The organism is Rhodococcus sp. 05-2255-1e (assembly GCF_002259025.1).
Lineage (GTDB): Bacteria > Actinomycetota > Actinomycetes > Mycobacteriales > Mycobacteriaceae > Rhodococcoides > Rhodococcoides fascians.
Genome location: NZ_NOZE01000013.1, coordinates 19,448 through 33,697, shown reverse-complemented (window position 1 = coordinate 33,697; position 14,250 = coordinate 19,448). Strand labels below are relative to the sequence as shown.

Sequence of the window (14,250 nt, the reverse complement as noted above, 5' to 3'; positions counted from 1 at the left end):
GGCCGCCCGCACTGCAGGTCACAACTCGTCGACGGCACTTTCCGCGGCATCGGCCCATTCACGCCACTGCTGGGCCTGCGCACGCGCCCGCTCGGCGTCCTTGGTCTTGCCTGCCGCCGTCGCCTTGGCCGCTTGATCCTCGAACTGGGCCACTCGCTCACGGAACTGAGCCGCGCGGGCAACCGCCTCGGGGTCGGACCGACGCCACTGAGACTCCACGGCGTCGTGGACGGACTTCTCGATCGCGCGGAGCTTGCCTTCGAGTTCCTGCATCTTCTCGCGCGGAACCTTGCCGATGGCGTCCCACTTGTCCTGCAGATCACGCAGCGCCGCACGAGCAGCGTCCAGGTCCTTGCTCGGATCGATATGTGTCTTTGCCAACAACGCTTCCTTGGCCTCGGCGTTGGCCTCGAATTCCGCGTCCCGCTCCGACGCCGCGGCGTTGCGTGCCGCGAAGAATACGTCCTGGGCGGCCTTGAAGTTCTTCCACAATGCGTCGTCGGCGTCCCGCGGAGCCCGGCCCGACGCTTTCCACTCCACCAACAGGTCTCGGAATGCTGCTGCAGTGGGACCCCAATCGGTGGACGAGGACAACGCTTTTGCGCGCTCGACCAGCTCCTCCTTGCGGGTCTTGGCTGCTCCTCGCTCCCGATCGAGATCGGCGAAATGCGCTCCACGACGCCGGTTGAAGTTCTCCCTGGCCTTCGAGTACCGCTTCCACAGCGCATCGTCGATCTTTCGATCCACCCCGCGGATCGTCTTCCATTCGTCCAGAATTTCGCGCAGCCGATCCCCGGCATGCTTCCACTGCGTCGATTCACTGCCGATCTGCTCGGCCTCGGCGGCGAGGGCTTCCTTGCGGGCAGTGTGCTCGGCGCGTTCGAGCTCTTTCTCCTGCTTGGCGACCGCCGCTGCGTCGGAGTGCTCGACGACGGCGTGGAGTCGGCGAGCCAGCAGATCGAGGTCGCCGATCACCGCAGCCGTCGGCAGGCTCTCCAGCAGCGCCGAGGCCGCAGCCTTGGTTTTCTTGGCATCACCGGTACCCGACGTCAGCCGGGCTTCGAGCAGTCCGACCTCGGTGGCCAGATCGTCGTAGCGCCGCCCGAAATGCGCGAGGCCTTCCGCTGCGTCGCCCGCTTGCCAGGAGCCGACCTGACGCTCGCCGTCCGAGGTGCTCACCCACGCGGTGCCGTCGTCGTCGACCCGGCCGTACTTGCTCGGATCGCTCGCCGGCGCGACCACGGTGGGCACATGCGCGGCCGTCGGGTGTGGCTTGGCTGCCGAGGAGCCACCGGGGCGGGGTGCGCCGGGACGAGGAGAAGCAGAACTCGGTCCGCCGGGCTTCGGCCCGCCGCCGGGCTTGGGGCCGCCACCTGGCTTGGGTCCTCCGGTCGAAGGTGTAATGGTCGCGTCACCACCGGAATGATCGGCGGGTGCAACCGACGACGGGGCGTCGGGGGTGGTGGGGGTACCGGCGTTCGGGTCGGTCATTGTTCCTCATCTCTGCCGCGCGTCACGGCTGCCTACGATCGCGATCTGGACACCATTGAACTCGGTGACGACCGATCGGACCATTGAAACAGCTCAGACGGTTCGAGGTGGACTCGTCCGGCCAAGTCGCGTCACCGACTAGCGTGATACGTGTGTTCTGTGCCGCGGCCCTGGTGCCCTCTCCGCCGTTACTGGTCCCCGAACTGATGGGCCGGGCAGCAGCCGAGGCAACCGAGCTTCGGGCCGCTGCTGTGTCTGCTGTCGAGCAGCTGTCCGCGGTGGCCGACCGGTGGCTCGCGGTCGGCGTCGACGACGGCGAGGGGCGGTACGACGAGACGACGGTCGGCACCCTGCGTGGGTACGGCGTCGATGTGGAGGTGCGGCTGTCCGGTTCGCCGGCACGGTCCGGGCCGGACCCCGAGTTGCCGCTGGCGGTTCTCCTCGCCGGCTGGCTGCGCGGTGCGGCGGCGGCCGACAGGGCAATCGAGGTCCGCACGGTACCCGCGGACGCGAGCGCACGGTGGTGCTCGCACACCGGGATGGAACTGCGCCGCGAACTCGACGCGTCCGACGACAGGTGGGGAGTGTTGGTGCTGGCAGACGGCGCGAACACCCTCACCCCGAAGGCACCGGGGTCGTTCGATTCGCGCGCCGCGGACGTGCAGCGTCGCATCGACGATGCTCTTGCCACCGCCGACGTCGACGCCCTCGCGGAGCTCGACGAGGGCCTCTGCGCAGCCGTCGGTGTTCGGGGCCGACCGGCCATGCAGATGCTCGCCGCACTCGTGGGAACCGACGACGTCTCGACGACCGAGCTGTATCGGGGCGCACCGTTCGGTGTCGGATACTTCGTCGGGCTCTGGTTCCGTGGCTGACGAAACCGGGGCGACCGCCGAGGATTCGGCCACGACACCGGTGGCAGTGATCGGACCGACCGCTGCGGGCAAATCGGACCTGGCGCTGGACCTGGCCGAGGAGCTGGGCGGGGAGATCGTCAACATCGACGCGATGCAGCAATACCGGGGGATGGACATCGGTACCGCGAAAGTGACCGTGCCGGAGCGCCGCGGCATCGTGCACCATCAGCTCGATGTGCTCGAGGTCACCGATATCGCGACGGTGGCGCGTTACCAATCGGCTGCCGTCGCCGACGTCGAGAACATTCGATCCCGTGGCCGTCGGCCGATCATCGTGGGCGGTTCGATGATGTACGTCCAATCACTGCTCGACGAATGGGCCTTTCCCGCCACGGACCCGGTCGTCCGGGCCAAGTGGGAGGCGGTGCTCGAACGCGACGGAGTCGACGCGATCCACCGCGCTCTGACGGAGGTCGATCCGGACGCTGCCGCGTCGATCCTGCCCACGGACGGACGGCGGATGGTGCGGGCCTTGGAAGTGGTCGAATTGACCGGTCGGCCCTTCGCAGCCTCGGCCCCGGTCATCGGTGAACCGCGCTGGGGCACGGTGGTGCTCGGCGTCGACCGTGAGACCGCAGAGTTGGACGAGAGGATCGATCTGCGTACTCGGCGCATGTTCGATTCCGGGTTGCTCGACGAGGTCGAAGCGTTGCTGGATCTCGGCCTGCGCGACGGAGTGACGGCGTCACGGGCGATCGGATACGCCCAGGCGCTCGATGTGCTGGCCGGGGAGTACGACGTCGACCATGCGCGTGAGCGGACGTTCATCGGCACCAGGCGCTATGTGCGTCGCCAGCGGTCGTGGTTCCGCCGCGACGAACGAGTGCGGTGGCTCGACGGCGCATCGCCCACCCTGCGGTCGGATGCGCTGTCCGCGATCGAACTCGGCTAGGTCGGTCCCCGTAGACTCGCCGATATGGAATTCGCCAAGGGCCACGGAACGCAGAACGATTTCGTCGTGCTGCCGGATCCCGGTGCCGAGCTCGAACTCACCAGGTCGGCGGTCGCGGTGCTGTGTGATCGACGGCAGGGGATCGGCGCCGACGGGATACTGCGTGTCGCGCGCGCCGGGGTGCTGCGGGACGCGGGTGTGCTCGATCGAATCCCGGCCGGTGTCGAGGCCGACGACTGGTTCATGGACTACCGCAACGGTGACGGCACCATCGCCGAGATGTGCGGAAACGGGGTCCGAGTCTTCGCGCACTACCTGCGAGTCCACGATCTCGAGCAGCGCGATCAATTCGTGGTCGGCTCTCGCGCAGGCGCACGTGCGGTGACGGTGCACTCGTACGACGAGACCGATGCCGACGTGACCGTGGCCATGGGCGACGTCACCCTGCTGGGTTCGAGCGCGACGACCCTTGCCGGTGCAGCGTACGAGGGGATCGGTGTCGATGTCGGGAACCCGCATCTGGCCTGCGTCGATCCCGCGCTGAACCGCACCGCGTTGCGGGCGCTGGACTTCACCGCTCCGCCGACTCTCGATTCCGAGTTCTTTCCCCACGGTGCGAACGTCGAGATTCTGACCCGGCTCGACGACGGCGCAGTCGAGATGCGCGTCTTCGAACGCGGCGTCGGAGAGACACGCTCGTGTGGCACCGGAACCGTCGCTGCCGCCGCTGCCGCGCTCAGTTACGAGGGGCTCGAGACCGGAGACGTGAGTGTCGGTGTGCTCGGCGGTCGGGTCCGAGTGGCCATCGACCACGTCGGTGCAACCCTGCGCGGACCGTCGGTCCTGCTCGCCCGGGGAGAGGTCGACGACCATTGGTTCGCCGGTCAGTCCTGACCGTCGCGCCGGCTCCGAGCGAAACCCGCGTGCACACGCTGGGCTTTTCGTGGATCATGGGAGCTGTATGACGAACTCACATGAAACATCACCTGCGGGCGAACCGGTCGACCATGATGCCGACGGTTCACCCGATACCGCATCTGCATGGACCCGCGAGGAGTCCGACGCATGGTCGAGGCGGATGGCGCGCTCACCCCTCGACGACGACTCCCCGTCCTCGGGCGATATGCAACTCGAGGAGCGGACTGCGCTGCGACGAGTCGCCGGACTGTCGACCGAGCTCGCCGACGTCACCGAGGTCGAGTACCGGCAGTTGCGCCTCGAACGCGTCGTACTGGTCGGAGTATGGACCACTGGTACTGCGGCACAGGCCGAATCCAGCATGACCGAACTGGCCGCGCTCGCCGAGACTGCAGGCTCCGAGGTACTCGAGGCGCTGATGCAGCGTCGGGACAAACCCGACGCGGCTACCTACATCGGCTCGGGCAAAGCCAAGGAACTGCGCGACATCGTGCTCGCGACCGGGGCCGATACCGTGATCTGCGACGGCGAACTGACGCCCGCCCAGCTCAATGCGCTGGAAAAGGTTGTCAAGGTCAAGGTCATCGATCGAACCGCACTGATCCTCGACATCTTCGCGCAGCACGCGACGTCACGAGAAGGCAAGGCACAGGTCGCCTTCGCCCAGATGGAATACATGTTGCCCAGGCTCCGCGGCTGGGGTGAATCCATGTCGCGTCAGGCCGGTGGACGCGCCGGTAGCAACGGCGGCGTGGGTCTTCGTGGACCGGGTGAGACGAAGATCGAGACCGATCGCCGACGCATCCGTGAGCGCATGGCCAAGCTCCGCCGTGAGATCAAAGGCATGAAGCAGGCTCGCGACACCAAACGCGAGCAGCGGCTCAGTGGCACGGTGCCGTCGATCGCGATCGTCGGTTACACCAATGCGGGCAAGTCGAGTCTGTTGAACGCGCTGACCGGTTCCGGTGTGCTGGTTCAGAATGCGCTGTTCGCAACCCTCGATCCGACGACCCGGAAGTCGACGCTCGAAGACGGCCGCGCGATCGTGCTGACCGATACCGTCGGATTCGTCCGGCATTTGCCGACCCAGCTGGTCGAGGCCTTCCGCTCCACGCTGGAGGAAGTGACCGACGCCGACCTGTTGCTGCATGTGGTCGACGGTTCCGATCCGCTTCCGATCGATCAGATCAAAGCAGTACGCGAAGTGATCACCGAGGTGGTCCGCGAGCAGGACGCGAAGATGCCACCGGAGTTGTTGGTGGTCAACAAGATCGACGCCGCAGATCCGGTCCAGCTGACGCAGTTGCGTGGCGTGCTCGACGGCGCGCGATTCGTCTCGGCCAAGACCGGTGAAGGCATCGATGCGCTGCGGGATCACCTCGGCGACATACTGTCCGAGCCCGATGTGTTGGTCGACGTTCTCGTCCCGTACACCCGCGGCGACCTGGTCGCCAGGATCCACACCGATGGCCGAATAGTGTCGTCGACGCACGAGGCGGACGGCACGCGCGTCGAAGCTCGTGTGCCGCAATCACTTGCGGCCGCCCTCGTCGAGTTCACCGCGACCGTACCCAGCGCCTGAGTTCGGTGAATCCGCGCGCAGTGGTGCGTGGTGGTGCCGCGGCCGTGGTCGGCACGGCGATCGTGCTGACCTGTGCTTCGACCGCCCTGGCCGCGCCGGTTGACGTTGTAACCTACTGTCTACCAACCGATCCCGGACTCGAAGAGCTGTCCGGTGCGACGGTGCTCGACGGCACCGTGTACGGGATCGGCGACAGCGGTGCCGACGATCGGGTCGCGGTGCTCGACGCGAACTGTGTGGTGCAGCGCTGGATCGACGTTCCCGTCGACCCGTACGACGTGGAGGACATGGCGTCGTACGACGGCTCACTGTGGTTGGCCGACATCGGCGACAATCAGTTGCGCCGCGACACTGTGGCACTGACGCGAATGGACCCGGAAACAGGCGCGGGCGAGCTGTATCGACTGGCCTACCCCGACGGCGCACACGACGCCGAGACACTGCTCATCGAACCCGGCGGTCGGCCGGTGATCGTCACCAAGGAACTCTCGGGTGTCAGCGGGGTATACGTACCGACCGGAGACGAATCCGTCACCGATCTGAGCAGTCCGGGCCCGACGCCGCTGCGCAAGGTCGGCGAGCTGGCTTTCACGGCCACCGAGACGGCCGGTGGGCCGCCGTTCGTGGTCGGCTCGATCCTGGCGACAGGGGGAGCGGTGAGTGCAGACGGATCGACCGCCGTGGTGCGCACGTACACCGATGCGTATGTGTTCCGTCCGCCCGACGGGGACGTCGCGTCGGCGCTGGTCGACCCCACCTCACCCCGAGCCGTCGTCGCGCTACCGGCTCAGCCGCAGGGCGAGGCGGTGGCGTTTCTGGACGACGGTTCCCTTCTGCTCGCGTCGGAAGCCGGGTTCGGACCGACCGACGGAACGCTGCCGCCCATTCTGCAGATTCCGAACGTGACGTCGGTGGAGCTGTCGACACCCGCATCCGTCTCAGCTGCGCCGGCGTCGCCGACCCGCGATCCTGCTGCTCCTGCGGCTCCTGCACAGACGACGACAGCGACGGACTCGGAATGGGAATTCCGAGCTGCCGTCGCTGCCGGGGTGGTGCTGATCGCCGGAGCGGTGGGATTCACCGTCCGGCGATCGATGCGCTCCGGTTAGGCGTCCAGGTCTGCTTCGACGAGTGCTGCAACCTTGTCGAGTGCTGCTTGGTCGTCGCTGGTGACGGTGACTTCGGTGCCCTTGGTGGCGCCGAGGGTCATGATCATCAGGGCCGAACCGGCGTCCACCGGCTCGGAGTCCGCTGTTGCCAGCGTGACGTCGACTCCGGCTTCGGCGACGGCATCGGCGATCAGTGCTGCGGGGCGGGCGTGCAGGCCGATCGAGGATCCGACTGCGACTGTGGTGCTGGGCATGTGCTGCTCCTTGCGTAGTGGGTTCGTTGGATCGTATCGAGCGTCAGACGGTGGCGAGTGCCGGGTCGAGTTCGGCGTCGGTCGGTGCGTTCTTGCCCTTGATGAACTGCTTGGCGGAGACCACCAGGAACGCGGAGACGATGGTGCCCACGGCCAGCGACACGATGAACCACAAGATGTTTCCGATGGCGAAGAACACGAAGATGCCGCCGTGGGGCGCACTGAGGGTGACGTTGAAGGCCATGATCATGGCCCCGGTGACTGCGCCACCGGCCATCATCGACGGGATGACGCGGAACGGATCGGCCGCGGCGAACGGAATTGCCCCCTCGGAGATGAATGCTGCTCCGAGGAACCAGGCAGCTTTACCGTTCTCGCGCTCGGCCTCGGTGAACAGACGCGAACGAACGGTCGAGGCCAGTGCCATGGCCAGGGGCGGCACCATGCCTGCGGCCATGACCGCTGCCATGATGCGCAGTGAGGCGGTGTCGGTGACCGACAGGCCTGCAGTGGCGAATGCGTAGGCCGCCTTGTTGACCGGTCCACCGAGGTCGAAGCACATCATCAGGCCGAGAATGATGCCGAGGATGATCACCGAGGAACCGCTGAGTCCGTTGAGCCAGTCGGTCAGTCCGCTGGTAATGGCGGCGAGCGGCTTGCCGAGCAGCAGGAACATGATGGCACCGACGATGAGTGTTGCGAACAGCGGAATGATGACAACCGGCATCAGGCCGCGCAGAACTGCGGGGATCTTCCACTTGCTGATCCACAGTGCGACGAAGCCGGCGATGAGGCCACCGACGAGACCGCCGATGAAGCCTGCGCCCACCAGCACAGCCACTGCGCCGGCGGTGAAACCTGGTGCCAGACCTGGTCTGTCGGCAATGGCATAGGAAATGTAACCGGCCAGCGCGGGCACCAGGAAGCTGAAGGACAGCGCGCCGATCTGGAACAGCACGGCACCGAGGTAGGCGGCGATTCCGCCCTCGGGCAGCGAAGTGATGGAGTTGTTGACGACGATGTCCTCGGCGACATCCTTGATTTCGTACCCACCGAGAAAGAATCCGAGGGCGATCAGCAGACCACCGGCGGCGACGAACGGAATCATGTAGCTGACGCCGGTCAGCAGGATCTGACGCAGTCGAGTGCCCCAGCCGAGTTCACCGGCAGAGTCGGTGGAGCCGGCAGCGACGGCGGTGCCGCCGACGCGAGCAGCATCCGGGTTGAGAGCTGCGCGGAGCGCTTCGGTGACCATGACGTCGGGCTCGTTGATGGCGCGCTTGACGCCGGAAGAGATGACGGGCTTACCGGCGAATCGCTCACGGCCCTTGACGCCCACGTCGGTGGCGAAGATGACGGCCTCGGCACCGGCGATGAGTGCGGGGTCGAGGGGCGTGCTGCCGCTCGAGCCCTGAGTCTCCACGTGCACCGTGACACCCGCGCGCTCGCCTGCGGCGACGAGTGAATCGGCAGCCATGTAGGTGTGCGCAATTCCGGTGGGGCAGGCGGTGATTGCCACGATGTGCTTGGGCGAGGCGGATGGTGCCGTCTCGGGGGTGGCTGCAGGCGCACTGTGCTTCGCGGTGTCGACCGGCGCAGCTGCAGCGGTTGCGGCAACCGGCTTGGCGGCCGGGTTGATGACTCCGTCGACCAGCGAGACGATCTCGGCGGGCGAGGACGCGTTGCGCAGTGAGGTGACGAATTCGGGCTTGACCAGTGCCCGAGCCAGGCTCGAGAGCAGCTTCATGTGCGCCGAACCGGCTCCGGCCGGTGCAGCGATGAGGAAGACGAGGTCGGCGGGGCCGTCGGGGGCGCCGAAGTCGACCTTGGGGTTCAGGCGGGCGAAGCCGAGCGAGGCGCTCGTGACCGCCTCGGAACGGCAGTGCGGAATTGCGATGCCGCCGGGCAGGCCGGTGGCCGACTGAGCTTCGCGAGCAAGGGCTGCGTCGCGCAGGGCGTCGGTGTCGGTTGCGCGACCCGCGTGGGCCAGCACGCCTGCGAGGCGTTCGATGACGGCAGCTTTGGATTCGCCCAGATCGGCGTCGAGGAGGATCAGATCCTCGGCGATGATCGGCTGATCTTCGGTGGGGGTGGACATGGGGGCTCCTAGAGACGGTTCGAAGAAGGGGAGAGCGTGGACGGGGTGACGGACGTGGAGATGTCGAGCGCGCGAACCGTCACCGAAGTCGGATGGGTCTGCTCGGGCAGGGGAAGCGTGGTGCCTGGAAGTGCGGTGGCTGCCGTTCCGTAGGCGACGGCGCGGCGAAGTTTGTCTGCGTCGGAACAGTTCTCGACGTCGGCCAGAATGTAGCCGGCCAGCGAGGAGTCTCCTGCGCCGACGGTGCTGACGGCAGTGATCGGAGGTGGGCTGGCGTACCAGGCACCGCCCTGGGTGACCAGGACTGCTCCGGCGCTGCCGAGCGTCGCCAGTACGGCACCTACTCCTCGGCCGAGAAGAATGGTTGCGGCGGCGACGGCGGCCGATGGATCACCCTGTGCCGCAGCGCTTTCCAACTCCTCGGAATCGTACCCGGTGAGCTGGGCGAGTTCCTCCGAATTGGGCTTGATCAGGTCGGGTGCCGATTCCGGAAACCGATCCGCGAGAGCGAGCAGCGGCTCGTCGGAGGTGTCCACCGCAACTTTGGCCGTGGTAGCGCGAAGGGCGACAACCAGTTCCGCGTACCACTCGACGGGCAGGCCGGGAGGAAGCGAACCCGACAGCACCACCCACTCGGCATCGACAGCGAGAGTGAGAATCCGGTCTCGCAGCTCGGCGCGTGTCTGCTCCGACACCGTTGCACCGGGCTCGTTGATCTTGGTGGTCGTGCCACCGATTTCGCTGACGGTGATGTTGGTGCGCGCCGGTCCGGACGTCGGAACTGCCGAGTATCGAACGCCTTTGGCGGACATCGCGTCGAGTAATGGATCGCCGACGTTGGCCGGCAGGACGGCCAGCGCCTCTACTCCCGATCCGCCGATGACGCGAGCGACGTTGACGCCCTTGCCACCCGGGTCGACGGCCGAGGACGACGCCCGGTGCACTCCGCCGCGGGTCAGTGGCGTCTCGAGCGTGACCGTGCGGTCCATGCTCGGATTGGCCGTGAGCGTGACCATCATGCGATCACCACCTCGATTCCTTTGTTGCTGAGTTGATTACGGTCTTCGTTCGAGATGTCGCTGTCGGTGACGATGACGTCGATGGTGTCGACTCGGGCGAAACTCACCAGGTGCTCGCGCCCGATCTTCGACGAATCTGCCAGCACGACAACATGGTTGGCGGCGTCGACCATGGCGCGCTTGACCGCGGCTTCGTCGCTGTCGGGGGTGGACAGTCCGTGTCCGACGCTGATGGCGTTGGTTCCGATGAACGCAACGTCCACCCGTAGCCATTCGAGGGCGCGCAGTGCCTCGTCGCCCACAGCGGCCTGTGTCGTTCCTCGAACACGCCCGCCGAGCAATCGAAGACTGATGCTCGGCATGGTTGCGGCCCGGGCTGCGATCGGTACGGAGTTGGTGACCATGGTGAGTTCGCGATCGTGCGGTAGCAGTCCCGCCAGGCGGCCGGTGGTGGTGCCTGCATCGAAGACGGCGCTGCCGCCGACGGGTGGGAGGAACGACAACGCTGCAGCTGCGATCGCGTCCTTCTGGTCTGCGTGGGTGAATTCCCGCTCCGAAACGCCCGGCTCGAGTGTGGTCAGCGCCGAGGCGGGTACCGCTCCACCGTGCACGCGGCGTACCACTCCCAGTCGATCGAGGGTGGCCAGATCGCGTCGCACGGTCTCGGTGGTGACGCCGTAGTTGGCGGCCAGGTCGTTGACGGAGACGCGTCCTTGCGTGCTGATCAGCTCAGCGATGGCGTGCTGTCTTTCTTCTGCGTACACCTGCGTCTCCTTCCCGGTTGATGTTGCTTTATGTTGTTTTACGCCCGTGTGTGTTGACATGTCAAGGGTTTGGAGTAATCTCGGTCACAACATCATCGGGAAGCCAGGTGCGGCACACTCATCTGACATCCGGGACGACAGACGTACACGCAGGATCCGAGGAGGACCACATGACGGGATCGGTCAGCACCGCATCGACCGGACACACCGATGCAGCACCTGCTGCAGATGGGACGTCGTCGATCGGAGCGGAGTCCACGACACTGCGCGGCACACCCGTCGTGCCCGGAGTCGGCTACGGACCCGTCATCCGTCCCGGGGCACGTCCGGCCATCCCGGCCGACACCGGTGAGGTGGCCGAGGCCGATCGGGAGTCCGAGAAGGCTGTGTTCGATGCAGCGGCGAACGCCGTCGCCACTCGATTGCGCGGACGTGCAGAGTTGGCGACCGGGGCAGCGTCGGAGGTGCTGTCGGCGAATGCGGCCATGGCATCGGACCGTGGTTGGCTCGGGGCCGCACGATCCTCGATCGCCAAGGGCAGCACCGCCGTCACCGCCACTGCTGCCGCGACCGAGAAGTTCGCCGCCATGTTCACCCAGCTCGGCGGATTGATGGCCGAACGAGTGACCGATCTGCGCGACATTCGCGATCGCGTCATCGCCGAAATTCTCGGTGTGCCCGAGCCGGGTGTTCCCGTGCCGGCCGAACCGTCGGTACTGTTCGCCGACGACCTGGCACCCGCCGACACCGCGGGCCTCGACCCCACCCTCATCGTCGGCCTCGCCACCTCACTGGGCGGCCCGACCAGTCACACCGCGATCATCGCGCGGCAGCTGGGGATTCCCTGCATCGTGGCCGTCGCAGGTCTCGACGACATCGCCGCCGGCACGCATGCATCCGTGGACGGAACCAGCGGACGCATCGAACTGGAACCGGATGCCGACACCGCCCGCGCGGCAGTCGTCTCGGCCAGGGACGAATTGGACCGAGTGTCTCGGTGGACCGGGCCGGGGGCGACGTCCGACGGACATTCCGTCGATATCCTCGCCAACGTCCAGGACGGAGCCGGTGCCCGCGCAGCGCGCTCCAGCGCAGCCGACGGGGTGGGGTTGTTCCGCACCGAACTGTGCTTTCTGGACCGCGATTCCGAACCGACCGTCGACGAGCAAGCCGAGATCTACGGCCAGGTCCTCGACGCCTTCGCCGGCAAGAAAGTCGTCGTCCGCACCCTGGACGCCGGCTCGGACAAGCCCCTTCGCTTCGCCAACCACCCCGACGAGGCCAATCCGGCGCTCGGCATCCGCGGTATCCGTATCGCCGAAGCCGACCGCGGCATTCTGTACCGCCAGCTCGACGGCATCGCCGCGGCAGCGAAGGCGACCGATTCGTCCCCGTGGGTGATGGCACCGATGATCGCCACCGCGCAGGAGGCACAGGACTTCGCCGCGGATGTGCGCGAACGCGGACTGACCCCGGGCGTCATGATCGAGATTCCCGCTGCCGCTCTGCTCGCCGAGCACATCCTCGAGCACGTGGACTTCCTGTCCATCGGCACCAACGATCTGGCTCAGTACACGATGGCCGCCGACAGGATGTCGGCGCAGCTGGCCGGTCTGACCGATCCGTGGCAACCGGCCGTGCTCGCGCTGGTGGCGCACACGGCGGCGGCCGGCGCGAAGGTGGGCAAGCCCGTCGGTGTCTGCGGCGAAGCTGCCGCCGACCCCCTGCTGGCCTGTGTGCTGGTAGGAATGGGCATCACGTCGTTGTCCGCGGCCTCCGCCGCCGTCGCCCACGTCGGGTCCAAGTTGGCGACCGTGACCCTCGATCAGTGCAAGGCTGCTGCTGCCGCTGCACTGAAGACCGACAGCACCGCCGCAGCCCGTGAGGCAGTGAGCGCGATCCTCGGGTGACGCAATAGTCTCTTCCCATCATGAGAACTATGGGTTGGACGCTGCACGGAAACGGACGAACCGTCGACGCGGGGGCGGTGGTCGCACCGGACGAACGGTTGTCGTGGCCACGCACCGTCGGCATCGGGATGCAGCACGTCGTCGCGATGTTCGGGGCCACACTGTTGGTTCCGACCATCACCGGGTTCCCGGTCTCGACGACGCTGCTGTTCTCGGGCATCGGTACCGCGCTGTTCCTGATCATCACGCGCGGGCGGGTACCGAGCTACCTCGGGTCATCGTTCGCCTTCCTGGCCCCGCTCGGTGCGACCGCAGCCGACGGACCCGCCGCGCAGCTCGGTGCCGTTCTGTGTGTCGGCGTCGTGCTGGCTGCGATCGGCTTCGTCGTCAAATTCGCCGGAGCGCGGGTACTCGACGCAGCGATGCCGCCCGTCGTCACCGGTGCGGTGGTCGTATTGATCGGGCTCAATCTGGCCCCTGCCGCGACGACCTCGTTCGAGGCGCAACCGCTCGTCGCGGCCGTCACCCTGGTGGCGATTCTCCTCGCGACGGCCGTCGGTCCCGGTCTGGTGGGTCGGCTCGGAATCCTGCTCGGTGTCGTCGTGGGCTGGGTATTCGCTGCCGTCACCGGCGGTATCGCGCAACCACGACTCGATGCTCTGAGCGCCGCGAGCTGGATCGGGTTACCCGAGTTCCGTGGCCCGTCCTTCCAGCTGTCGGTGATTCTGGTGGCGCTGCCGGTGGTGATCGTCCTCGTCGCCGAGAACGTCGGACACGTCAAAGCCGTCGCGGCGATGACCGGAAAGAACCTCGACGACGTCGCCGGTGACGCTCTGATCGCCGATGGGTTGGCGACCACCCTCGCCGGTGCGGCCGGTGGATCGGGAACCACCACGTATGCGGAGAACATCGGCGTCATGGCCGCCACCCGCGTGTACTCGACCGCGGCGTACTGGGTTGCCGCGATCACCGCGATCGTGTTGGCGTTCTCGCCCAAGTTCGGTGCGCTGATCTTCACCGTCCCGGACGGTGTCATCGGTGGAGCGACACTCGTGCTCTACGGACTCATCGGACTGCTCGGCGTTCGAATCTGGACCGATGCCAAGGTGGATTTCACCGATCCGGTGAACCTCACCGTCGTCGCCGCAGCACTCGTCGCCGGAATCGGCGACCTGACGCTCTCCGTCGGATCGGTCGAACTCGGTGGTATCGCGTGGGGATCGCTGGGCATCCTCGTGGGATACCCGATCGTCTCGGCGTTGGCCCGAGGGAGAACGACTCGACGACGCTAGCAGG

Annotated in this window: 12 protein-coding genes; 7 read left to right on the top strand and 5 right to left on the bottom strand. The window is 66.8% G+C overall.

Annotation, left to right across the window (positions count from 1 at the left end):
* Window positions 1–18: 18 nt before the first annotated feature.
* Window positions 19–1,491: a DUF349 domain-containing protein gene (locus CH262_RS10275; RefSeq protein ID WP_256988754.1), complete on the bottom strand. Its 1,473-nt coding sequence runs from the start codon at window positions 1,489–1,491 to the stop codon at window positions 19–21.
* A gap of 152 nt (window positions 1,492–1,643) precedes the next feature.
* Here CH262_RS10275 and CH262_RS10270 point away from each other — a divergent pair, with 152 nt between their 5' ends.
* The 5 genes from CH262_RS10270 to CH262_RS10250 all read left to right on the top strand — a co-directional run bounded on the left by CH262_RS10270 (window position 1,644) and on the right by CH262_RS10250 (window position 6,909).
* On the top strand, window positions 1,644–2,366 hold the full coding sequence (locus CH262_RS10270) for a class III extradiol dioxygenase subunit B-like domain-containing protein (RefSeq protein WP_032387280.1): 723 nt from the start codon (window positions 1,644–1,646) through the stop codon (window positions 2,364–2,366).
* Entirely contained in the window at window positions 2,359–3,300 is a 942-nt protein-coding gene (gene miaA, locus CH262_RS10265) for a tRNA (adenosine(37)-N6)-dimethylallyltransferase MiaA (protein WP_045841802.1), read from the top strand. Before CH262_RS10270 ends, miaA begins: the two co-directional genes overlap by 8 nt.
* 24 nt (window positions 3,301–3,324) lie before the next feature.
* Window positions 3,325–4,194, top strand: a complete 870-nt coding sequence (gene dapF / locus CH262_RS10260; protein ID WP_094717554.1) for a diaminopimelate epimerase — start codon at window positions 3,325–3,327, stop codon at window positions 4,192–4,194.
* 184 nt (window positions 4,195–4,378) lie between these two features.
* Window positions 4,379–5,800, top strand: a complete 1,422-nt coding sequence (hflX, locus tag CH262_RS10255) for a GTPase HflX (protein WP_256988777.1) — start codon at window positions 4,379–4,381, stop codon at window positions 5,798–5,800.
* Window positions 5,801–5,805: 5 nt separating this feature from the next.
* On the top strand, window positions 5,806–6,909 hold the full coding sequence (locus CH262_RS10250) for a hypothetical protein (RefSeq protein ID WP_094717552.1): 1,104 nt from the start codon (window positions 5,806–5,808) through the stop codon (window positions 6,907–6,909).
* On the opposite strand, the gene CH262_RS10245 is transcribed toward CH262_RS10250, so the two are convergent.
* From CH262_RS10245 to CH262_RS10230, 4 genes are read right to left on the bottom strand one after another with little or no spacing between them, the layout of a single operon-like run.
* Window positions 6,906–7,163 carry an HPr family phosphocarrier protein gene (locus CH262_RS10245; RefSeq protein WP_027496848.1) on the bottom strand — a complete coding sequence of 86 codons (258 nt, stop codon included), beginning with the start codon at window positions 7,161–7,163 and terminating at the stop codon, window positions 6,906–6,908. The genes CH262_RS10250 and CH262_RS10245 overlap by 4 nt on opposite strands.
* A 43-nt stretch (window positions 7,164–7,206) precedes the next feature.
* The gene (locus CH262_RS10240; protein WP_094717551.1) at window positions 7,207–9,261 is read right to left on the bottom strand and encodes a PTS fructose transporter subunit IIABC; all 2,055 of its coding nucleotides are present in this window, start codon (window positions 9,259–9,261) and stop codon (window positions 7,207–7,209) included.
* Between the two features lie 8 nt (window positions 9,262–9,269).
* The gene (locus tag CH262_RS10235; protein ID WP_032383682.1) at window positions 9,270–10,280 is read right to left on the bottom strand and encodes a 1-phosphofructokinase family hexose kinase; all 1,011 of its coding nucleotides are present in this window, start codon (window positions 10,278–10,280) and stop codon (window positions 9,270–9,272) included.
* Window positions 10,277–11,044, bottom strand: coding sequence for a DeoR/GlpR family DNA-binding transcription regulator (locus tag CH262_RS10230; RefSeq protein WP_094717550.1), 768 nt, complete (start codon window positions 11,042–11,044; stop codon window positions 10,277–10,279). The genes CH262_RS10235 and CH262_RS10230 overlap by 4 nt, the downstream gene beginning before the upstream one ends.
* 242 nt (window positions 11,045–11,286) lie before the next feature.
* Here CH262_RS10230 and ptsP point away from each other — a divergent pair, with 242 nt between their 5' ends.
* Both ptsP and CH262_RS10220 read left to right on the top strand, forming a co-directional pair.
* On the top strand, window positions 11,287–12,954 hold the full coding sequence (ptsP, locus tag CH262_RS10225; RefSeq protein WP_094717722.1) for a phosphoenolpyruvate--protein phosphotransferase: 1,668 nt from the start codon (window positions 11,287–11,289) through the stop codon (window positions 12,952–12,954).
* Window positions 12,955–12,974: 20 nt separating this feature from the next.
* Window positions 12,975–14,246: a uracil-xanthine permease family protein gene (locus CH262_RS10220; protein WP_032400221.1), complete on the top strand. Its 1,272-nt coding sequence runs from the start codon at window positions 12,975–12,977 to the stop codon at window positions 14,244–14,246.
* Window positions 14,247–14,250: the final 4 nt, after the last annotated feature.

Coding starts and splice junctions, on each gene's coding strand:
- CH262_RS10275 (WP_256988754.1), bottom strand. CDS start 1,491: ATGACCGACCCGAACGCCGGTACCCCCACCACCCCCGACGCCCCGTCG.
- CH262_RS10220 (WP_032400221.1), top strand. CDS start 12,975: ATGAGAACTATGGGTTGGACGCTGCACGGAAACGGACGAACCGTCGAC.
- CH262_RS10240 (WP_094717551.1), bottom strand. CDS start 9,261: ATGTCCACCCCCACCGAAGATCAGCCGATCATCGCCGAGGATCTGATC.
- CH262_RS10235 (WP_032383682.1), bottom strand. CDS start 10,280: ATGATGGTCACGCTCACGGCCAATCCGAGCATGGACCGCACGGTCACG.
- hflX (WP_256988777.1), top strand. CDS start 4,379: ATGGCGCGCTCACCCCTCGACGACGACTCCCCGTCCTCGGGCGATATG.
- dapF (WP_094717554.1), top strand. CDS start 3,325: ATGGAATTCGCCAAGGGCCACGGAACGCAGAACGATTTCGTCGTGCTG.
- CH262_RS10245 (WP_027496848.1), bottom strand. CDS start 7,163: ATGCCCAGCACCACAGTCGCAGTCGGATCCTCGATCGGCCTGCACGCC.